This is a genomic window from Bacteroidota bacterium, assembly GCA_030017895.1.
Lineage (GTDB): Bacteria > Bacteroidota > Ignavibacteria > UBA10030 > BY39 > JASEGV01.
Genome location: JASEGV010000010.1, coordinates 34614 through 56566, shown reverse-complemented (window position 1 = coordinate 56566; position 21953 = coordinate 34614). Strand labels below are relative to the sequence as shown.

Here is a 21953-nt window from a genome sequence, read left to right as displayed (position 1 = left end):
TTTTCTTAAATATACAAAAAAAAGTATTCAATAAGTCAATTTTTGGAACCGCCCTAAAATAAAAATTCTTAAAAATATTACACTTTTCAATAATGTTTCTGAAGACCTGATATCAAAATTTGTTGAAACTGTTCAAGAAAAAGATTACTCAGCTGGAGAACTTATTTTTAACGAAAACAGCGCGGATAGCTTTTTATATTTAATAGTTGATGGAACTATTAAAATTACAAAAATAACCACACACGCACTTGAACCTGCAATCGGAATTTTTCATCCGGGTGATTTCTTCGGTGAATTAGAATTAATTGATGGACTTCCTCGTTCAGCTACAGCAACGTCGTTAACCGGATCAAAACTTTTCCTTCTGCACCGGGACGATTTTAATAAAATTATCAGTTCCTCGCCACAGGCTGCCCATAATCTTTTACTGACTCTGTCACTTCGCTTACGATCAATTAACGAAACATTTATTAGAAATTTTGACAGCTATATTGAAGTTGCCAAAAACAAGATCGATAAATTCCACCAACTTCTCGAAGCTGCAAAGCTTGTCAATTCAACATTAGAACTTGACCGGCTGCTTCCTATAATATTATCTAATGCTGTCAATGCTACTAATGCAGACAGAGGAACGGTTTTCCTGATTGATGAAACCAAACAAGAACTTTGGTCGAAAGTTTTTCAGGGAGACGAATTGGCGGAGATACGTTTGCCGATTAATTCCGGAATTGCGGGCAGAGTTACAGAAACCGGCACGACTATTAATATCTCAGATGCATATAAAGATAAAAGGTTTAATCCTGAGATCGATAAGCAAACAGGATACACAACAAAATCAATTTTGTGTATGCCGCTGAAAAACAAAAATGGAAAAATATTGGGAGTGTTCCAGCTTTTAAATAAAAAGATAGGTAACTTTACCGAAGAAGACGAAGATTATATCAATGCTTTTTCGATTCATGCCTCACTGGCAATTGAAAATACAAATATGGCTCAGCAGATGGTTCAAAGCGAGCGGCTCTCCACTGTAGGAAGAATGGCGAACACTATTATCCACGACATAAAAAATCCGATGGCTACAATGCGGCTCTATACTCAGCTTCTAAAAAACAAAGTAGGAAACGAGGAAGCTGCGAAAATGACAGACGAAATTGTTCGCCAAATTGATCGCTTCGTTAAAATGACACAGGAAATTCTCGACTTCTCACGAGGTGTTAGCGCCACAAACTTTGAAGCCACTAATGTTGAACAATTTATTAACGAAGTTATAACCTTCTTCGAGAAAGATTTTACAAAACGGAAAATATCGATTACTAAAAAAATTAACTTTGACGGTATAGTCAAATTAGACCCCGATAAGATGATGCGGGTAATTTATAATCTGGCAGGTAACGCCGCCGATGCTATGAAGGATGGCGGAAATTTTACGATTACTGTTTGTAAAGAAAACTCTTTTTTAACAATGGCATTTACCGATACAGGCACCGGTATGACCGAAGAAGTAAAATCTAAAATCTTTGAACCGTTCTTCACTTATGGAAAAAAACACGGCACCGGACTCGGTATGGCAATCGTAAAAAAAATTATCGAAGATCATCACGGTACAATCGAGATCGATAGCGAAGCTGGAAAAGGAACTACTTTAAAAATTAAACTACCAATTGTATGAAAGTAAATATTGCTAAACACACGTTAGAAATATTACAAGGCGACATAACCGAACAAGATACCGAAGCCATCGTAAATGCAGCTAACAATTTTTTGTGGATGGGTGCAGGTGTTGCGGGCGCTATCAAACGCAAAGGTGGACAAGAAATTGAAACTGAAGCAATAGCACAAGGTCCCATCGAAATCGGACAAGCAGTTATTACAAACGGAGGAAAATTAAAAGCTAAATATGTTATACACGCAGCTGGGATGGGGCAGGATTTGAACACCAATGCAGATATATTAAAACTTGTTACTCAAAATTCCTTAAAATTGGCTGAATTGAAAGAAATTCACTCGATAAGTTTCCCCGCAATCGGAACAGGCGTGGGTGGTTTTTCGATTTTCCAATGCGCCAATGTCATGCTGCTTGAAGCAATCGAGTTTCTCCAAAATTCACAAAATGTGAATCTGGTTCGTTTCGTATTATTCGATAAGCCAGATTTCGACTCCTTCAACGATGAATTGAAATTACAATTCTCATCGAAACGACATTAAATGAAATATATTTTATAGAAACAAAAAAGAGGTATCACTATGAATTGTATAAGATTATTTTGCATCTATATTTTTTGTCTTCTATTCATGAATTTTATAGCGACCGGACAGGATGATCTACAACTATCGCAATCTTTACTCGATGACGGTTGTGAAAATTTTGTTACTGAATACACAGAAGACGGAATGAAATATTACATCAAAATCATCCCCGGCGATACTACCGTTGATAAAAATATGCCGATGTACAATCCTAAGAGAAAAGATTTCGTAGAACCTCGGTTAGTGTATGGGTTCGAAAATCCCAAACCACTCGTTAAAGTGCAACCAATTATCTCGGAGATTGAAATAACAACTTATGTTTGGATAACTGTAAAATAATTTATTTTCCAATTGTTCGAATCAGCTTCAGACCTCCGATGCACTCATCAAAACTCCACCTCGCCCCCAAAAACCGGAAAGAAAGCATACTCATACACGTTTTCTACAATCTCGTCGTTTCTTTATTAAGACCACTTAAGCTGAACTAAGTTAGTGAAAACGGGAAGAAAATACAAACACCCAATTTGCGTTTTATCAAAAAATTAGGGAAATTGAATGCGAAATTTATGTAAAACATTGGAAAAGTTTTAAAATTTGAAGATAATTATAGTTGGTGCAGGCGAGGTAGGTTTTCATCTTGCCAAAATCCTATCACAGGAACATCACGATATCGTAGTGATAGATAGTGATGAAGAACGCGTGGGGCGAGTAAACGAAAATTTAGATGTATTGGCTGTTGAAGGGAGCGGGATAAGTCCAAATCTTCTTTCGCAATCGGGGGCACAAAATGCCGATTTGTTAGTAGCCGTGTCGCCTTACGACGAAATAAATATGCTTGCCTGCCAGATAGCGAATAAATTAGGCACAAAACGAACAATTGCCCGCGTTAGCAACCCCGAATTTAACTCGCTCGATGCTCTTATAAAACCGGAACAACTTGGAATCAGTCTTACTATCAATCCCGAAGCTGTAACTGCCGACGAAGTGGTGCGACTTGTAAAACGCTCGACTGCTACCGATGTGCTTGAATTTGGCGAAGGAAGAATTCAGATAATTGGGCTTCGGCTCGATGGTAATAGTCCGTTAATTAATAAGAAGATGCGCGAGATAGTATCCGACTACACGGAGCTTGTGTTCAGAGTAGTAGCAATAAGCCGGGGCGCGCGCACCATCATTCCGACGGGCGACGATGTGTTCAAAAAGAACGATCAGGTTTTTGCTGTGTGTAAAACCGAATATGTAAAAGAGATGCTTCGGCTTGCCGGCAAAGAAAGCGAAGAAGTAAAAAATGTGATGATTTTAGGTGGCGGAAAAATTGGTAGCCAAGTAGCTGAATCATTAGAAGACAGTATAAATGTTAAAATCGTTGAATCGAATAAAGAACGTTCGATAGAACTCGCCGACCGGCTTCGTAAGGCGCTTGTAATACAAGGCGAAGGTTCGGACATCGACTTGTTAGCTAAGGAAGGTATAATGGATATGGATGTTTTCATCGCGGTGTCGGAAGACGAAGAAACCAATATCATATCCTGTTTGATGGCTAAACATTTAGGAGTTTCGAAAACTATTGCTTTAGTTGAAAACACCGATTACGTTACGTTAGCTGGAACAATCGGACTTGATGTGGCGGTGAATAAAAAACTTTCGGCAGCTCAGATCATTTTAAAATTTATTCGCAAAGGAGAAATTCTTTCTGTTGCAACATTGCACGGCGTTGACGCCGAAGTAATTGAATTGCTCGCTAAAAAGGGTTCCGACATTACTAAAAAAACTTTGAAAGAGGTGAACTTTCCGCAAGGTGCAATAGTCGGTTGTGTTATCCGTGAGAACGATGTGTTGATACCGGTTGGTGCAACAAAAATAAATCCGAACGACAGGGTTGTAGTGTTTACGTTGCCGCGTTCAATTCCGGATTTAGAAAAATTTTTCAGCAAATAAAAACTAATTATGAACTTCAAGGGTGTAATTTCAATTTTAGGATTTTTGGTTTTTGTTGTGGGAGTTTTTATGCTTCTTGCCATCCCTTTTTCGCTTTATTATTCTGGCGATGATATACCCGCTTTTCTTATTTCATCGGGGATTTGTCTGATTACGGGCGCCGCTGTATGGCTTCTGTTTAGAAAGCATTCAAGCGATTTGAAAGTCCGCGATGGTTTTGCGATAGTAACTTTCGGATGGGTGGCAATGAGCTTGTTCGGTTCGCTACCGTTCATGATTCACGGCAGCATCCCTTCGTTTACCGATGCGTTTTTTGAAACAGCATCCGGTTTTACAACCACAGGCGCTTCGATTATGACAGATATCGAAAAACATCCGCACGGTATTCTCTTCTGGCGCAGTATGACTCAATGGATTGGCGGTATGGGGATCATTGTTTTATCGTTAGCCATTTTGCCAATATTAGGAATCGGAGGAATGCAGCTTTATAAAGCCGAAGCGCCCGGTCCTACGGTCGATAAACTCAAACCAAGAATCGGCGAAACTGCAAAAGCTTTGTGGTCGGTTTATATCCTCTTCACTTTTTTACAGGTTTTTTTGTTGATGATAGGCGGAATGAATTTGTTTGATGCCCTAACACACTCATTTACAACCATGGCTACCGGCGGATTCTCAACAAAGAATGCAAGCATCGCACATTACAATTCCGCATACATCGATATCGTCGTTACAATTTTTATGCTTGCTGCCGGAGTCAACTTTGCTCTTCACTACCGAGCTGTTAACGGCAATGTTAAAAGTTATTTCAAAAACAGCGAGTTTCTATTTTATCTGACTTTAACTTTTTTAGCAATCGGTTTGGCTTCGGCAATTCTTTTCATTCACGGAAATTATTCATCTGTATTCGATTCGATCCGCTATGCTTCCTTTCAAGTTGTATCAATCTTAACCACCACAGGTTTTGCAACAGCCAATTATATTCATTGGCCCATAGCAATTCAATTTATATTATTCTTACTGATGTTTATTGGAGGTTCGGCGGGCTCAACAGCCGGCGGTATAAAAGTTATGCGCATACTTATATTACTCCGTAACGGCGCCGCTGAATTTCGAAAACTTCTTCACCCGAAAGCTATTGTTCCTGTGCGATTCAACGGTAGAGCTGTTTCCACCGAAATAATCAGCAACATATTAGCTTTCTTCGTCTTGTTTATGGTTACGTTTGTAGTGGGAACAATAATTATGACTACATTAGGTTTAGATAAGGTTACCGCAATGGGTGCGGTGATTGCAAGTTTAGGGAACATCGGTCCCGGTCTTGGCGAGGTTGGACCTGTTGCAAATTATGCACACATACCAATTCTCGGGAAATGGGTGTTAAGCATTTGTATGATAATCGGCAGGCTCGAGCTTTTCACAGTGTTAGTTATTTTTACACGTGTTTATTGGCGGGCGTAATTATGGTTATTAGTTTCGTGTTTCTTGTTTTAGTTCATTAGCTTCACAACCAATAACTAATTTAATAGAATGAATTTCAGAGCAATATTATCCGTATTGGGTTTTCTTGTGGGATGTTCGGGAGCTGCTATGCTGTTGGGCATTCCCTTCTCAATTTATTATGGTGATGATGATATTGTTCCTCTGCTGATTTCTTCCGGAATTTCAGTAAGTATCGGTTTTGTAACCTGGCGACTGTTCAAGGACGACAAACAAGAACTCGGTCCTCGCGAGGGCTTTATGATAGCTTCGCTCGGCTGGGTTGCTATCTCTCTCTTTGGATCACTCCCGTTTATTCTCTCCGGCTCGATCACAAATTATACCGATGCTTTTTTTGAAACAATTTCTGGTTTCACTACTACCGGTGCTTCGATATTGACCGATGTCGAAGCACTTCCGCACGGTGTTTTGTTTTGGAGAAGTATGACCCATTGGATTGGAGGGATGGGAATTATTGTTTTGTCGTTAGCGATACTTCCGTTGTTAGGAGTAGCCGGTATGCAGCTATATAAAGCTGAGGCAGCCGGACCTACAAAGGATAAACTCGCTCCGCGCATAGCCGAGACCGCCCGTTTATTATGGGGTGTTTATGTTTTATTAACCTTTCTTGAAACCGTTCTTTTGTTATTTGGTGGGATGTCCCTCTTCGATGCCTTGTGCCATTCAATAGGAACTGTTGCAACCGGAGGTTTTTCTACTAAGAATACAAGCGTCGCTTTTTTTAATTCAGCTTACATCGATTATGTAATCGGAATTTTTATGTTTCTATCGGCTGTCAATTTCAGCTTGCACTTCGCTGCTTTGCGTGGCGATGTGTTGAATTATTTTAGAAACAGCGAATTCAAATTTTATATCTTGTGGTTAGGCGGTGCCGTTGTTTTTGTTACGCTAGTAAATTTGTTCACTCAGCCGGGATACGGTTTTTTAGATGCATTCCGGTTTTCGTTCTTCAATGTTACATCGGCATCGAGTTGTACCGGATTTGCAAATGCCGATTTTGCTCTTTGGGCATCGGCGGCACAATTAGTAATTGTATTAGTTATGTTTCCGGGTGGGTGCGCCGGCTCAACTACAGGCGCCATAAAAAGCGTGAGAATTTTGCTGCTGCTGCGCAACACATTTGCCGAAGTAAAACGAATTCTCCATCCAGACGCAATCGTCCCCATTAAATTTAATAAACGTACTGTCGAACCTGAAGTTCTCTCGGTTATTGCTTCGTTCTTTGTTTTGTATCTGACTACTTACGTTGTTTCAGTTCTAATCATTGTAATTACGGGCGTTGACCTTGTTTCAGCATTGAGCGGTGTGGCTGCTTGCATGGGCGGCGTTGGTCCCGGTTTGAATATAGTTGGACCGATGGGAAACTATTCTTCATTACCCGATTTAACTAAATGGGTTCTGTCAGCCGATATGTTATTAGGCAGACTTGAACTGTTTACGATAATGGTGATATTTACAAGGTCGTTTTGGAAAGTGTAAAAATAAAAAAGCTGGTACCTAAAACAGGCACCAGCTTTTTTCACAGAGATATCAAAATTCCGAACTCTTGCTCGCCTATCAGATGTTCTGATAAACTTCACGTAAAACGTTTTTGAAACGTTCTACGTTTCGCAAAGCGTGCCTTAGCGTAAGAGAAGCAGCTTCTTCACAGATGTGAACGAACCAGCAGTTAGCCTGTAGAAGTATGTACCGCTGGGCTGGCTGTCAGCATTCCATTGAACTTCATAGCTGCCCGCTGCTTTGAATCCGTCCACTAACGTGGCTATTTCTTGTCCGAGTAAGTCATATACTTTTAGAGTCATGTACTGATTAACTGGAACCTGGAAACTAATTGTAGTTACGGGATTAAAAGGATTGGGATAATTTTGTTTTAGAGTAAATTCTTTAGGGAATTCCTCTGAGCCAACACCCAATGCTGATTGAACACTCACATACATCGAATCGGTTAATATCGTGGCGTCATTCTGAAGTATGATATAGCCATCTTTACTTTCATTGCCTTCCGAAGATATTGTTACGAAGAAATATTGACTGTCCATCGCAGCTATCGTTGCAGAAGTTGGATATACTGCAAAATCAGCATTCGTTGATTGTACATTTATGATGTTCGTTTCAACTTCACCTATATTATACACCTTGAAGCTATCCACTACCGAGCTTCCCTCGGGTATGATTGGCAAAGCAATTGAAGCGGGATTAAGAACTATCTTTGGAGTACTTACTCCTCTGCCGGTTACTGCAACAGTATCAGTATAATTTAAACTTTCGCAAAGTAGCAGTACTTTTGAGTTGACGGTTACTTTCTTAGTTGGACTAAAAGTAACGTAAACTTTTTTCTGAATACCCGGAGCCAATTCAAAATTTTGTGGAGTAATTGAGTACTCCGTGCTCGAGACTAAAACATGAGAGATATTAGCTAAAATATTTCCAGAGTTTGTTACTAGAATAGAGTCGCGTTTTGATTTTCCGACTACAACCTTTCCAAAGTCAATTGATTTCTTATCTAAGGATACATGAATGTACAATAACATAGTTTTAAATTTGGAAACGTCTGAATATTGTCCTATCGCAGTGTTAGATTTCGCCCGGACTCTCCAAAAATAAGTAGTGTTGCTTAAAAGTCCGGATAATTGATATACTGTGGCACTGATAACTGAATCATCCACGACTTTTAGAGTGAACATACTATCTTTAGCGACCTGTAATTGATACTGTAGTGCATTTTGCACTGCATTCCACTGCAGAGGTAAACTGGTGGGTTGTTCTATTGAATTATGAACGGGCGATACTAATGTAGTTTTGGCCAGTGTAATAGCTGGGCTCTCAGCGGCTGATATACCTAATGCGTCTATATAAAAAGTAACAGTATTGCCGCTATTATTTTGTATCACTAAATTGTGAACTACTTGGCTGTTCGGATTTAAAGAATCAGTAGGTATAGACACGACAACCCAATTACCGACTGTTGGAGAAACAATACGCGCTGGAAAAGTTTGGGCAGCATCGTTGGAGAAGTTAACTCTTAAAGACAAGCCACTGGTAGTACTGAAAACTTTAAATTGCAATTTCTGGTTTTGGGATAACTGTACTGGCACAGGAACACTCCACGACCCGCTTCTGAATCGCAGCGCACCCCAACCTGTTTGGACAGCTTTCATTGCGAACATCCCCTCCGAAACTTGTTCAGCATTTGAAAAATCAATTGTTGAACTCCACGAAGCATTCATCCATGGTGATTTTAAGGCATCGTCGTATAGTATATTATCGGCTACAGAAATAATTTGAAGACTGTCTGTGGTAAAACTCCAAACTGAAGACCAACCGCTGTAACCAACATTGTTACGGGCACGCACACGCCAGAAATACGATGACCGATATTCTAAATCCGCTATTTGTTTAGAGGTCGATGAATGAAGAGAATCATTTGCGATATAAGTAACGAATGAGGAAGACGTGGCTACTTGTATGTGATAAGTATTTGCGCCCGCGCTAGTGTTCCATTGAAGTGTAGGATTTATAATAACTGCCGTAGAAGCATTAATTGGAGACTGTAGAGTTGGAACTGATGGGAGGGTAACCGATGGTGAGGTTATTGTTCCGCCAACAGCTTGTTTAACAGCTCTCAATAGTGGATCTCTGAGTAAGGTTGGGTATTGTGCCGCGGGAAATTCGGTTGTGCCAAGATAGCCGCCACCTACTTCCCATATAATAACGCCACCAAGTTTATTCGTTCTTGCAAGATTGATAATTTCTGTTACTGTTGAAGAATCTTGGTAAGTGATATAAAGATCGTTTGTATTCCCCGGATTATCTATGCCGATATATGGTACTTTGCAGATATTATCATAATGATATGATGTTGCAGCTGTATCAATATATTTTTTTCGTAAAGCATAATATTGAGTTTCTTTTCCGCCAACCATTGTAGGAGCCGTTGACCATCTCTGGCGAGGGGCAGTAATTCCGTTCCCTGAACCATCTGCTAATAAACCACCTTGCCAAACATAACCATTAAAATCTACTCCGACACCAAACTTACTCGCCGGCATTCCCGCATTAAGATATCGCTGCATTTTCGATTGTACTGTTGTCATAGGAGAATTATATATATCGACATCGGTAGGGGCGCTTGTCGGTGCATTATTATGCCAACTCTTTCCAAACCACGTTCCAAAGAAATCGTAGCTCATTAAGTTTATCTGGTCGAAATAAGGGCTTAAACCAGCCCACATTTTTTCATAATTATAAATTGCACAAGTTAATAATGGTTTTTTCGATACATCGTAATAGGCATGATGAGTCTGCAGTGAATCGTATAACTCTTTTATGAATAATTTAATATTCGCCGTATCGGAAGCGTTCACGGGTTCGATATCTACATCAATACCGTCATATTGCTCCGTTCTGATTGACGACATCAAATTTTTCACTAGATTGGTTCGGTATGTAGCACTTATCGCAGAAGCGAAAGCTGTATTCCCCGCTCCACCTACCGACATAATTATTGGTTTCCCTTTAAAATGTACATAATCGTTAAATGGTTTACGGCGTGAAGAAACCATATTATTATAAACTATACTACCGTCTGATTGAATCGACGCAGCGAACATTATTACATGCGTCATTGCATCAAGGTCAAGCGCCTGATATGGCATATTCCCATAATTACCGTCAGTTCCCGATCCCATATGCAGTGTCCACGATGCAACGTATCCCGATACCCATATATTTGAATTTTGAGCATAAATAGCAAGTGAAAAAGTACAAATTAAGATCATGCTAACTGCTATGACCGCACATAATTTTTTAACGTTTTTCATTTAATTCTTAATCCTTTTTTATTTGTTTTAGACATTTAGTATTTTTTAAATAAAACGGCAATGGTTGTGCCACGTCACATCAAACTTCAAAATGGTGTTATTATACAGATTTCAGAAAATTTTTTATAAATACTTATATCTAAATGGAAAATATTTCGCGAACATTGTAGAAACTACAATTACAAAACACCATAATTGTAGCAAAATGGAGAGTTTTATTTTTTAAAATTAAAAGATTGGAAATTTTTCAGGTGTGCCAAACAACTTCGGAATTTATGATTTGCATCAAATGCAACTACGCGATGCGATTATTCAGATAAAATATTAATATGAAAACTGCGGAAGCGGAAGTCCTCTCGGATATTACATCGTTCTTTTTTTGTATCTGACTACTCACATGGTTCGGTTCACATATATGTTATTAAATGAGTTGACATTGTGTCAGGGCTGAACGGTGTGGCTGCTTGCATGGGCGGCGTTGGTCCCGGTTTGTATATAGTTGGACCGATGGGAAACTATTCTTCAATTCCCGATTTAGCTAAATGGGTTCTGTCAGCCGATATGTTATTAGGCAGACTTGAACTGTTTACGATAATGGTGATATTTACAAGGTCGTTTTGGAAAGTGTAATAGCACACTGATGATGCGGAGTACACGGATTTTCACTGATTCACTATCTCCATTATTTCGCTTCTCAACTTATTACATGTTTTCAACACTGATTCTACTTCTTCCGATTTCCATCCTACAAATTCAATATCATTAATACCGGCAAGATTTATTTTTGCATTCAGAGCGGCACCTTCGGTTGCGGCTTGAAGCATCAAGGCAGCTACGCCGGCATCGCTGATAGAGTTTGTGTTACCTTTTTCTGCAACTATCTTAGCTAAGGCAAGTGCATCGACGCAGTGCTTCATAACTTCGAGAGGTACAAGCGTTGCCTCTTTTGTCGCTGATTGTATTGCTGCGCTGCGAATGGCCTTTTGTGCATCGCTCTCTTTCGGTAAGCTGTATGCTTCCATCACTTTGTTGAAAGCTTGCGTATCTTTATCAATCAATTCAGTAAACTGCTTAAGGAGCGGTTCTATTTTTTCTAAAACCTTTTTTATCTCTTCCTCAACATCGGCATATTTCTTTTTGCCAATTGTTAGGTTGCAGACCATAGCAGTGAGTGCCGAACCGAGTGCGCCGGCTAATGCCGCAACACTTCCACCTCCGGGTGCAGGCGAGTTTGAGGCTAGCTCATTTAGAAATTCTTCTACAGTTTTTTTTGTCAACATTTAATAACTTTTTTGATTTTTGAATTTGGGATTTTTTTTATATCATATACTCGATGATTTTTTTGTTGGGGTCGAAAGTTTCGAATTGGCTCAATCCTAAATACTTAGATGCTAAATATATCAAGTCCATTTCCGAAACATTCAGGTTATTTAATTGTTCTCCTAAATAAAATTTCCCTGCTGCTATTAAAGCGTCTTTCGGAACAAGTCCGATAATTTCTGATCCGGTAACCTCGACGCCGAAAGATTGCGCCTCCCTTTTAACTTCCTCGAAGGCAACGTGCGGTAGTGTATCATTGAAATTAGTCAGATTAATGGATATTTGAGCGATGTTGAAACGTTCGAGCAACACCCCCATAGCTTTTACCGATTTAAGCGATCCGGGAATATTCAAGGTTTTTCCGTTTTCATCTTTAACCACTACCCCTTTTTCGTTTTTCATCGGTCTGCCGCTTTCGCGTATGCGTAAAGCAATTTCGTGAGCAATAGTTTTATCGTTTGTTTTTAAATTTACATTGTAGGCAATCAGGAAAAAGCGGGCGCCGGTAACTGTAGCTCCCGATTTTGGGTTGTACTGTGTAGCGCCGGCAACCGGAAAATCGGGCATCCAGTGCGGGTCGTTCAATTTCTCTGCAAGTCCTTCGTATTCACCTTTCCGTATCGTTGCTAAGTTTTTTCTGTCCGGTTTTATGGCAGCTTCTTCGTATAAAAAAACAGGGATTCCAAGTTCAGAAGCAACCCGTTGTCCATACTCATTTGCAAGCCGAACGCAATCAGCCATTGTAGTGCCGCTCAAAGGAATGAAAGGCACAACGTCAACCGCTCCGATGCGCGGATGCTCGCCTTTGTGATTTCTCATATCAATTAATTCGGATGCTGCTTTCGTCGCACGGAAAGCTGCTTCTTTAACAGCTTCAGGTTCGCCAACGAATGTAACCACAGTTCGGTTATAATCTTTGTCCGGTTCAACGCTTAAAAGCTTTACATTTTTTACAGAATCGATTCGCGATGCAATTTCATCTATGATGTTCGCATCCTGTCCCTCGCTGAAGTTTGGTACGCACTCTACTAAATGTTTCATTAAAAATCCTTTTGATTAATATTCTAAAAAGACACCATTTTTTATTACACGATATATATGATTTTCGCCGAAGTGGTAAGGAAGAAATTTATAATCTGGAATATTCAAAATAAGAACATCTCCCCGTTTGCCTACATCTATACTACCGATTTCATCCGAGAGATTTAAAGCCGCTGCCGCATTTATTGTGGATGCAGTAATAACTTCTTCAGGACTCATTTTCATGTGAGTACAAGCGATAGTCATCATCAGGGGCATTGAGTACGTCATACAAGAACCGGGATTGAAATCGGTGGCGATTGCAACAACCACACCGTTATCAATCAGTTTTCGCGCGGGTGCGTATTGATGATCTAAAAAGAAAGATACGCCGGGCAAAAGTACTGCAACTACGTTTCCTTGTTTTAAAGAGTTGATACCGTTATCAGTTATGTGTTCGAGGTGATCGGCAGAAACAGCGCAGATTTTTCCTGCTAACTCTGCACCGCCGAATGGGGTTAGTTCTTCGGCATGAATTTTTGGAAGCAGCCCGTGTTGTTTTCCGAGTGTTAAAATTTTTTCAGATGTTTCAACATCGAAGTAACCTTTTTCGCAGAACACATCACAGAAATCGGCAAGTTTGCGTTGCCCGATATAGGGTATCATTTTATCACATATCAAATTAACATAGCCGTACGGATTATTTTTGAATTCGGGCGGAAAGGCGTGGGCACCAATGAATGTAGATACGATCGATATAATTTCTTCCTGCCGCAGTTCGCGGATTACATCTAACATCTTGATTTCTGAATCGAAATCCAATCCATACCCGCTTTTAATTTCTACTGTGGTTGTTCCCTGTTTTAGCATCGATGTTAAATAACGGCGGGCTTTTTTCTTCAATTCTTTTTTTGAAGCTTCCCGTGTTTTCCTGACGGAACTTAAAATGCCCCCTCCTTTTTCAGCAATCTCCTGATAAGTTGCACCGGCTGAGCGCATAGCAAATTCGTCCTCGCGGCTGCCGCCGAAAACAAGATGAGTATGCGAATCGACGAAACCGGGCATCACAACTTTTTCAGAACAATCGTATTCTATAAAATTGTTAGATAAGTTTTGAGATAAATCCTCCATCTTTCCGAATTGCGAAATAAGTCCGGTTTCAATTACCAAACCGGCGTTTTCGAGGATTCCTAAATTTCGCATTTCATCACCCCGACGCGATCGGCTATTGTTCGGAGATGTCAGGTTTGACGAAAGAGTAACAAGCTGTTTTATGTTTGTTAATTTGAGATTCACATTGCAAAGATAAGAAAAGAGGGTTGATTTTGCAAAGATTTTTTTAGTACGGTGATAAATAATGCCAACACTGCAACAAACAAAGTATAAAAAAATCAGATGAGCCTGTTCTTAAGGCGATCGAAAAGCCCCACCGTTCAATTTCCGAAATTAGAAATGATTAGCTTTTTCGTGTAAGTTCTAATCTACTTGCGTGCTTCTGGACGGCTAATTTTGTAGTACCGATTTTCTTGGCGATTTTATCGGTATCAATTTTCCCGTACCATTTTATCAGGTATTCGACGTTTTTAGGATCCCACGTTGGTGTCGGATTTTTACATCGAATCTTGTGAATGTGTGCGGTCGCCCTGATTGTGTTTATACTCCGCCCGAGTAGTTTTGAAGTATAGACAACTCCATTTACAGGACAATGTTTTTTTAGAAGATTAATTTCTTCTTTTGTCCATCGTTCATATTTTTTCTTTTTTATCATCTTCAACATCTCCTATGTTATTTGTATCGGTAATATATGAAATATGAAATTAAAGTCTAAATGTTTGTGTAATTACCCAACCTGAGTCGAGAGGAAGATGCCTACGGTCATTTGGCTGATTTGATCTTGCAGTTCTTCTATCTTGTCGATGTGGCGGTCTTCGTCTAACAAAATATTCTCTAGCATTTCACGGGTTGCAAAATCTTTCACCTCACCGGCAAATATAATTACATCGTTGTACATTTTAACAGCATCTGATTCTGATGCAAGGTCATTTGCGAGCATTTTCGGTACATCGGCTCCGATTTTTATTTGTCCGAGTTTGTTTACAACCGGAGTTCCTTCAAGAAAGATTATTCTTGCGATTAATTTTTCAGCGTGTTTCATCTCGTCGATTGCTTGTTTTTCAAAAAGCATGTGCAGTTTCTCGTAACCCCAGTTATTACACATCTCCGAATGAACCATGTATTGATTAATAGCCGTTAGCTCATCTGCTAAAAGCATATTTAATTTTTCGAGTAAATCTTTATTTCCCTTCATAGCGAGTCCTATTGTTTAAAAGTTAGCTAATAAAATAATTACGTTTAATTTTAATCAAATTTTTGTGGAATTGCAAGAACCGTAGAAACGCATTTCCGAAAATCTGATAGACGTTACTCCATCTTAATTTGGTACTGCTGTATTTTCGTATAGAGTGTTTTTAAACTAATACCAAGTATTCTAGCGGCTTCAGCTTTATTGTTTTTCAAGCTTTTCAGTACACTTTCGATGTGTGTTTTTTCTACATCTTTTATTGGAACATGGCTGCCGAGCAATCCGCCTTGCTCAAGGTTTTGCAGAAGGCTGGATGACCGTAACGGAAGCGATAAATCGTAAGGCTGTATCAAATCATCTCTCGAGAGAATTGCTGCCCGCTCAATCATGTTTTCAAGCTCGCGTACATTTCCGGGCCAATCGTATTTTTTCAGCACATCCATCGCAGCAGAACTTATTTGTTTGCGGGTCTTCATTTTCAGCTTTTTGGTTAAGAAAAATTCTACTAAAAGTGGTATATCCTCTTTTCTCTCTTTCAGAGTAGGAATCTCGATGGTGATAACATTTATCCTATAAAGCAAATCTTCCCGGAATCTTCCTTGTCTTACTTCTTCAACTAGATCTTTGTTTGTTGCAGAAATAATTCGCACATCAGATTTCAGTACCGCATTACCACCAACGCGGCGGAACTCGCCACTCTGTATAAACCTTAATAATTTTGGCTGTATTAACGGGCTTATATCACCGATTTCATCTAAAAATAAAGTTCCGTTGCCTGCGAGTTCAACCAAACCCTGCTTCATTGAACGGGCATCGGTGAAAGCGCCACGTTCGTGACCAAACATTTCACTTTCGATTAGTGTGTCGGGAATTGAAGCACAATTGAGGGCAACAAACGGCTTATCGGCACGATCGCTGTTTTTATAAATAAAACTTGCTACTAACTCTTTACCCGTTCCGCTTGCGCCTTGAATTAATATGGTCGATTCTGTGGGTGCAATTTTCAAAGCAATATCTAAAACCCTTTTAAAATTCGGACTGTTGCCTATAATTTCTGTAGAACCGGCAATACGCAATAATTCGGCTTTTATTAATTGGTTCTCGCGTAAAAGTTTTTGCTTTTCAATTATCTTTTTGATTGTTCGGTCTAACTCGGTTGCTGAATATGGTTTAGTGAGAAATTCGTAAGCGCCCTTCTTCATACAATCGATAGCTATTCTTATATCGCCAACGCCGGTTAGCATAACAACATCGATATTCTGTAAATTTTCTTTAATAAATTTGAGGACATCGACACCATCGACTTTCGGCATTTTAATATCTAAAAGTGCAATGTCGAATCCTTTTGATTGCAGCATGTTTATTGCCTGGACACCATCTGATACTAGTTCGATCTCGTATCCCGAATTTTCTAAAAAAACCTTCAGCATAAAACGGAATTCTTCTTCATCATCCGCTATCAATATTCTTGTACTCTGTTTTAACATGAATTAAGTATCTCCATTAATAATTTTAAAAGTCGGTATCTACAGGGACGGCAAACCGGACCGTTGTCCCTTTGCTGGCTTCTGATTCTGCTAAAATATATCCACCGTGCACCTCAACGATTAATTTGCAAAGCGCCAAACCCAAACCGGTAGTTTTTTCTTTATTCGGGGTATCCGGTTTGTACTTATCAAAAATATGTAGAAGCATATTTCCGGGAATACCAACACCGTTATCGGAAACCGAAACTTCTACAAACTGACGCAGCGCCCCATCCTGTTCTTTATGAATTGCCGTAGTACTAATTGAAATTTTTCCACCCGTTGACGAGTACTTAATTGCATTATCTAAAATGTTAATTAGAACTTTCTCAATTTTTTCAGAGTCGATTTCAATAGTCGGAACGTTTTTATCTATCGAAAGTTCGAAATTAATATTTTTTGCTTTTGCGTCGGCTTCCATTCGACTGCAAACGGCAGGCACGAGTTCGTCGAGGTTTACGGGCAACTTCTCGAGTTGTACATTGCCGCTTTCTAACTGAGCTAAATCAATCAAGTCGTTTATCGTTGCATTTATTTTCATCAATGTATGGTCGATGTGGTTTAGTAATTCGCGTTGCTTTTCAGATACAATATTATCAAGCCCTTTGTTTAAAAGACTAATAGCCGATTTTACAGCAGCAAGTGGAATGCGGAGTTTGTGCATGACAAGTGTCGGAAAATCTATCTGAATTTCTTGTAACCTTCTGTCTTCTTCGCGCGACCGTGTTAATGATTTAATTTTATCGAGCAACATATCCATCTGTATCGGTTTTTCGAGGAAATCGCACGCACCGTATTTTATGCTTTCAACGGCACTCGGGATATCCGCAAAAGCTGTAACCATAATGATGTCGGTGTTCGGCGTTATTCGCCGCAGAGTTTTTAATGCTTCGAGTCCATCCATTTCCTCCATTCTTATATCAAGCAAAATTATCGTGTAATCTTTTATTGCAACCATATTCAATGCCTCATCCCCGCTCGATGCTTCATCAATAAGAAAGCCTGCGCTCTGTAGTTGGTCTTTTAACATTGAGCGGAAAGGTTTCTCGTCGTCAACAATAAGTATCCGATTAAAACTCTCTTTTTCCATATATGTCTCCTTCTATATGTTTGTCTAACATGTCGTATTTTATCGAAAAAGATTATCAAAGTCAACTTTTTTTTGAAAATTTTACAAACGATTGCTTTTTTATGCTTTTCTTAATAAATTTACAGAAATTTTACCCACGCAAAAACCTATGAAAAAACTAAAACTGGACGGAAATAAACTAACAATCACCAATGTCGCGGATGCTGTTAATAATTTTAACAATATTAAAATTAATTTTACAAAAGAAGCGGCGAGGAATATTAAGGCATCGCGTAAGATGGTTGACGATTGGGTGCGAAACGGAGATATTATTTACGGAGTTACTACAGGCTTTGGCGAATTCAGTAACGTTACAATTAGCAGCGAACACATCGAGCAGCTTCAGGAAAATTTAATTATGAGCCACTCCGCCGGTGTGGGCGAACCCCTACCGCTTGAAGTTGTACGTGCGATGATTATTTTACGACTGAATGCACTTGCAAAAGGTTACTCAGGAATTCGCTACGAAACTTTGGATTTTATTAGAAAAGTTTTTAATGCCGGCATTACTCCTGTAATTCCATCAAAGGGATCAGTCGGTTCCAGCGGCGACCTCGTTCAGCTCTCGCATTTAGTTTTGACTATGATGGGAAAAGGAAAAGTTTTGTACGAAGATGTTTTAATGGACTCGTCGATTGCATTAAAAAAGATTGGGCTTGAGCCGCTGCGTTTAAGTGCCAAGGAAGGTTTAGCCCTTATCAACGGAACGCAACTGATGACTGGATACGGAGCGTTAATAATTCACGAAGCAATTCAACTTTGTAAAATTGCAGACATCGCAGCAGCTATGAGCTTTGAAGCATTGAAAGGAACCGATACAGCATTCGACGAGCGGATACATAATTTGCGACCGCACAATGGACAAATAATATCGGCTGCAAATTTACGCAAACTTATTGCAGGTAGCGAGATTCGTGAATCGCATCGTAAGGACGATCCTCGCGTTCAAGATGCTTACTCGTTACGTTGTATCCCTCAGGTGCACGGCGCCTCCCGCGATGCAATTAATTACGCATACAAAGTAATTGAAACCGAAATAAATTCGGTTACCGACAACCCGATAATTTTTCTAAAAGAAAAAATACATTTAGAAGGGGGCAACTTCCACGGTCAACCGCTTGCTCTTGCACTCGACTTTACCGGAATTGCACTTGCCGAGTTTGCCAATATTTCGGAACGCAGAATCGAGAGAATGTTAAACGGAAATCTGAGCCGGCTTCCGCGCTTTTTAACAACACGCGGTGGATTAAACTCGGGCTTGATGATAGCTCAATATACTGCAGCATCGCTCGTCTCCGAAAACAAAGTTCTTGCTCACCCGGCTTCTGTCGATTCTATTCCTACTTCAGCAAGTCAGGAAGACCACAACAGTATGGGATCAATAAGTGCCGCTAAAGCATGGCAGATACTGAAAAATGTGCAAGCGGTTTTGGCTATCGAACTGATGGTCGCTGCACAAGCCATAGACTTTGCCTCGATAAATGTAACGACTGCGAAAGCTATGAAGCCTGGCAAAGGAACCGGCGCGGCTCACAAATTAATACGCAAACATATTTCGCATTTAACCGACGATAGAGTTTTACACGACGATATTTTGAAATCGTTGAACTTAATTACAACTGGCGCTGTTGTCAATGCAACTGAAAAAGCAATTGGAAAATTTAAATAAAAAAGAAAGATAAATTTATGAAATTAACAGAAAAAATAATCCGTGCGATGCCCAAAGCTGTTTTGCACGACCACCTCGACGGCGGCTTACGTCCGCAAACAGTTATCGACTTAGCCAAAGACCAAGGTTACACAAAGCTTCCAACGAATGATGCGGGCGAACTTGCCGAATGGTTCCATCGCGGTGCCAAACGGGGAAGTTTGCCTCTTTACCTCGAAGGCTTCGAACAGACTACAGGAGTTATGCAAACCGAAGAAGCTCTCGAACGGGTAGCTTACGAAATGATGGAAGATATGAAGAACGATGGTGTTGTGTATGTTGAAACCCGCTTCTCCCCAATCTTCCATACAAACAAAGGATTACATTGGGAAGAAATTGTAAATGCTGTTTTAAAAGGTTTAGAGAGAGGCAAAAAAGATTTCGATGTTGACTACGGTGTAATCATCGCAGCGATGCGAAATATGAAACTCTCGGAAGAGATGGCTGAGTTAGCAGTGGATTTCAGAGAACGAGGAGTTGTAGGTTTTGACCTTGCCGGCGAAGAAGGGGGTTTCCCTCCCAAAAAACATGTCGAGGCTTTCCAATATATTCAGCGTGAGAATTTTCACATCACAATTCACGCGGGCGAAGCATTCGGAAAAGAATCTATCTGGCAGGCAATCCAGTGGTGCGGTGCCGATAGAATTGGGCATGCTACACGGCTCATCGAAGATTTCGCAATTGATGAACATGACCCGACACACGTAATTAAAATGGGATATTTAGCTCAGTATGTTTTAGACAAACGGATTCCACTCGAAATTTGTTTAACCAGCAATGTCGATACGGGTGCTGTAAAAAGTTTGGGGGAGCATCCATTCGGACTTTACTACCGCTACAAATTCAGAGTTACTTTGAATACCGACGACAAACTGATGAGCGATACTACAATGACTAAGGAATATAAAATTGCAAACGAAGTATTCGGTTTAGAGTTTGATGATTTGGAAAAACTATCTATCAACGCAATGAAGAGTGCTTTCGTACCTTACAAGCAGCGGATCGATCTTATCTACAATAAGATTAAGCCGGGCTTTACGAAGCTGAGAAGCAGCATTAAGAAAAAATAATTTTAATAAAAATGTTGTGCTTAAAACCCCGATTTGTTTTTTAACAATCTGGGTTTTTTGTTTCACTCTTTCTCCCAATCAACTACCTATTGCGGATAGCCAATTGCCTTTAACGGCATATTTCCGTAATTTTAAAACGTAAAACGTTTTTTAAAATGTTATTGTAGCCCCGCAGGATAGATTCGGGGCTTGATTTTTATACTCTATTTCAATCGTTTGGAAAAAATTAAAAACATATCAATTTTAGGTTCGACCGGTTCGATCGGGCAAAACAGCTTGGAAGTGATTTCAAAATTTCCTGATAACTTCCGCGTTGCATATCTTTCTGCAAACAAAGGTATAAATCAACTCGCCGAGCAAATCGAGAAGCATAACCCCGACGGTGTAGTTGTAATGGATAACGAATCAGCGGAACTATTGCGACAAAAATTTAGCAGCACTTTGAAAATTTTTATTGGCGAAGAAGGTTTGAAAGAAATTGCCTCGCACCTTGATGTTGATATCGTAATCAACTCGCTCGTGGGCTTTGCTGGTTTAACTCCGACTATCGAAGCAATCAAAGCGGGCAAAAGAGTGGCGCTTGCCAACAAGGAAACTTTGGTTGTTGCCGGTGAAATTATAACGCAACTACTCACAGACCATCAAACCGAATTGATACCAATCGACAGCGAGCACAGCGCCATACTTCAATGTCTTGTTGGCGAAGATGTAAAGAATATTTCCAAACTCATATTAACAGCTTCCGGCGGTCCGTTCCTCCATTTAGAAAAGAAAGAATTTCCTAATATCACTGTCGCTCAAGCTTTAAATCACCCGAATTGGAAAATGGGAAGCAAAATCACGATTGATTCGGCTACGTTGATGAATAAAGGACTTGAAGTAATCGAAGCTCATTACCTCTTCAAACTTCCGCAAAATAAAATTGAAGTCCTAATTCATCCGCAATCTATAATTCATTCAATGGTCGAGTTTGTGGATGGATCGGTGAAAGCCCAGTTGGGTGTTCCTGATATGAAGATTCCGATTCAATATGCACTAACTTATCCTGAAAGAATGCTTTCCAATTCATCGCGGGTAAATTTTTCAGAACTTCGCGAGATGACGTTCAGTCAACCTGATTTTGAAAAGTTCGAATGTCTGTCGCTTGCATATCAAGCACTTGAAGCCGGAGGCACCGCTTCCGTTGTTCTGAATGCAGCGAACGAAGTTGCAGTAGAGTTGTTTCTGAACAGCAAAATCACATTCGACAAAATTCCGAAGTTGATAGATATGGCATTAGAAAAATTTGAAGCGAAACAAAATCCAACTATAGAAGAAATAATTCATATAGATAATTCAACAAGAAATTTTATTAAATCAAGTTACAGAAAGTAAAT

At 39.8% G+C, this 21953-nt stretch carries 18 protein-coding genes; 10 read left to right on the top strand and 8 right to left on the bottom strand.

Annotation, left to right across the window (positions count from 1 at the left end):
- Positions 1-511 precede the first annotated feature (511 nt).
- The 6 genes from QME58_03365 (at position 512) to QME58_03340 (ending at position 7161) form a co-directional block, all read left to right on the top strand.
- Positions 512-1669 (top strand): GAF domain-containing sensor histidine kinase, encoded by a 1158-nt coding sequence (locus QME58_03365; protein MDI6802871.1) that lies wholly within the window; start codon positions 512-514, stop codon positions 1667-1669.
- Positions 1666-2205: a macro domain-containing protein gene (locus QME58_03360; protein ID MDI6802870.1), complete on the top strand. Its 540-nt coding sequence runs from the start codon at positions 1666-1668 to the stop codon at positions 2203-2205. The genes QME58_03365 and QME58_03360 overlap by 4 nt, the downstream gene beginning before the upstream one ends.
- Before the next feature lie 39 nt (positions 2206-2244).
- Positions 2245-2586, top strand: a complete 342-nt coding sequence (locus QME58_03355) for a hypothetical protein (protein ID MDI6802869.1) — start codon at positions 2245-2247, stop codon at positions 2584-2586.
- A 255-nt stretch (positions 2587-2841) separates the two neighbouring features.
- Complete coding sequence (gene trkA, locus QME58_03350) at positions 2842-4185, top strand: Trk system potassium transporter TrkA (protein ID MDI6802868.1); 1344 nt, start codon at positions 2842-2844, stop codon at positions 4183-4185.
- A gap of 9 nt (positions 4186-4194) precedes the next feature.
- Complete coding sequence (locus QME58_03345; protein MDI6802867.1) at positions 4195-5643, top strand: TrkH family potassium uptake protein; 1449 nt, start codon at positions 4195-4197, stop codon at positions 5641-5643.
- Between the two features lie 69 nt (positions 5644-5712).
- Positions 5713-7161 carry a potassium transporter TrkG gene (locus QME58_03340; GenBank protein MDI6802866.1) on the top strand — a complete coding sequence of 483 codons (1449 nt, stop codon included), beginning with the start codon at positions 5713-5715 and terminating at the stop codon, positions 7159-7161.
- A gap of 143 nt (positions 7162-7304) precedes the next feature.
- On the opposite strand, the gene QME58_03335 is transcribed toward QME58_03340, so the two are convergent.
- The gene (locus QME58_03335) at positions 7305-10502 is read right to left on the bottom strand and encodes a glycosyl hydrolase family 18 protein (GenBank protein ID MDI6802865.1); all 3198 of its coding nucleotides are present in this window, start codon (positions 10500-10502) and stop codon (positions 7305-7307) included.
- A gap of 438 nt (positions 10503-10940) precedes the next feature.
- Here QME58_03335 and QME58_03330 point away from each other — a divergent pair, with 438 nt between their 5' ends.
- Entirely contained in the window at positions 10941-11132 is a 192-nt protein-coding gene (locus tag QME58_03330; protein ID MDI6802864.1) for a hypothetical protein, read from the top strand.
- A gap of 32 nt (positions 11133-11164) precedes the next feature.
- Here QME58_03330 and QME58_03325 read toward each other — a convergent pair whose 3' ends face one another.
- From QME58_03325 to QME58_03295, 7 genes are all read right to left on the bottom strand, one after another.
- Positions 11165-11782: a cyclodeaminase/cyclohydrolase family protein gene (locus QME58_03325; protein MDI6802863.1), complete on the bottom strand. Its 618-nt coding sequence runs from the start codon at positions 11780-11782 to the stop codon at positions 11165-11167.
- Positions 11783-11819: 37 nt separating this feature from the next.
- Positions 11820-12863, bottom strand: coding sequence for a glutamate formimidoyltransferase (gene ftcD, locus QME58_03320; GenBank protein ID MDI6802862.1), 1044 nt, complete (start codon positions 12861-12863; stop codon positions 11820-11822).
- A gap of 15 nt (positions 12864-12878) precedes the next feature.
- Complete coding sequence (gene hutI / locus QME58_03315) at positions 12879-14138, bottom strand: imidazolonepropionase (GenBank protein MDI6802861.1); 1260 nt, start codon at positions 14136-14138, stop codon at positions 12879-12881.
- Between the two features lie 160 nt (positions 14139-14298).
- Positions 14299-14610 (bottom strand): hypothetical protein, encoded by a 312-nt coding sequence (locus tag QME58_03310; protein ID MDI6802860.1) that lies wholly within the window; start codon positions 14608-14610, stop codon positions 14299-14301.
- 72 nt (positions 14611-14682) lie between these two features.
- Positions 14683-15150 carry a bacterioferritin gene (gene bfr / locus QME58_03305; GenBank protein ID MDI6802859.1) on the bottom strand — a complete coding sequence of 156 codons (468 nt, stop codon included), beginning with the start codon at positions 15148-15150 and terminating at the stop codon, positions 14683-14685.
- Positions 15151-15263: 113 nt separating this feature from the next.
- Complete coding sequence (locus QME58_03300) at positions 15264-16631, bottom strand: sigma-54 dependent transcriptional regulator (protein MDI6802858.1); 1368 nt, start codon at positions 16629-16631, stop codon at positions 15264-15266.
- A gap of 25 nt (positions 16632-16656) precedes the next feature.
- On the bottom strand, positions 16657-17760 hold the full coding sequence (locus tag QME58_03295) for a response regulator (GenBank protein MDI6802857.1): 1104 nt from the start codon (positions 17758-17760) through the stop codon (positions 16657-16659).
- Positions 17761-17908: 148 nt separating this feature from the next.
- Here QME58_03295 and hutH point away from each other — a divergent pair, with 148 nt between their 5' ends.
- The 3 genes from hutH to QME58_03280 all read left to right on the top strand — a co-directional run bounded on the left by hutH (position 17909) and on the right by QME58_03280 (position 21951).
- Positions 17909-19468, top strand: a complete 1560-nt coding sequence (gene hutH / locus QME58_03290; protein ID MDI6802856.1) for a histidine ammonia-lyase — start codon at positions 17909-17911, stop codon at positions 19466-19468.
- Positions 19469-19485: 17 nt separating this feature from the next.
- Positions 19486-20577 (top strand): adenosine deaminase, encoded by a 1092-nt coding sequence (locus QME58_03285; GenBank protein MDI6802855.1) that lies wholly within the window; start codon positions 19486-19488, stop codon positions 20575-20577.
- Positions 20578-20802: 225 nt separating this feature from the next.
- Positions 20803-21951 carry a 1-deoxy-D-xylulose-5-phosphate reductoisomerase gene (locus tag QME58_03280; protein ID MDI6802854.1) on the top strand — a complete coding sequence of 383 codons (1149 nt, stop codon included), beginning with the start codon at positions 20803-20805 and terminating at the stop codon, positions 21949-21951.
- Positions 21952-21953: the final 2 nt, after the last annotated feature.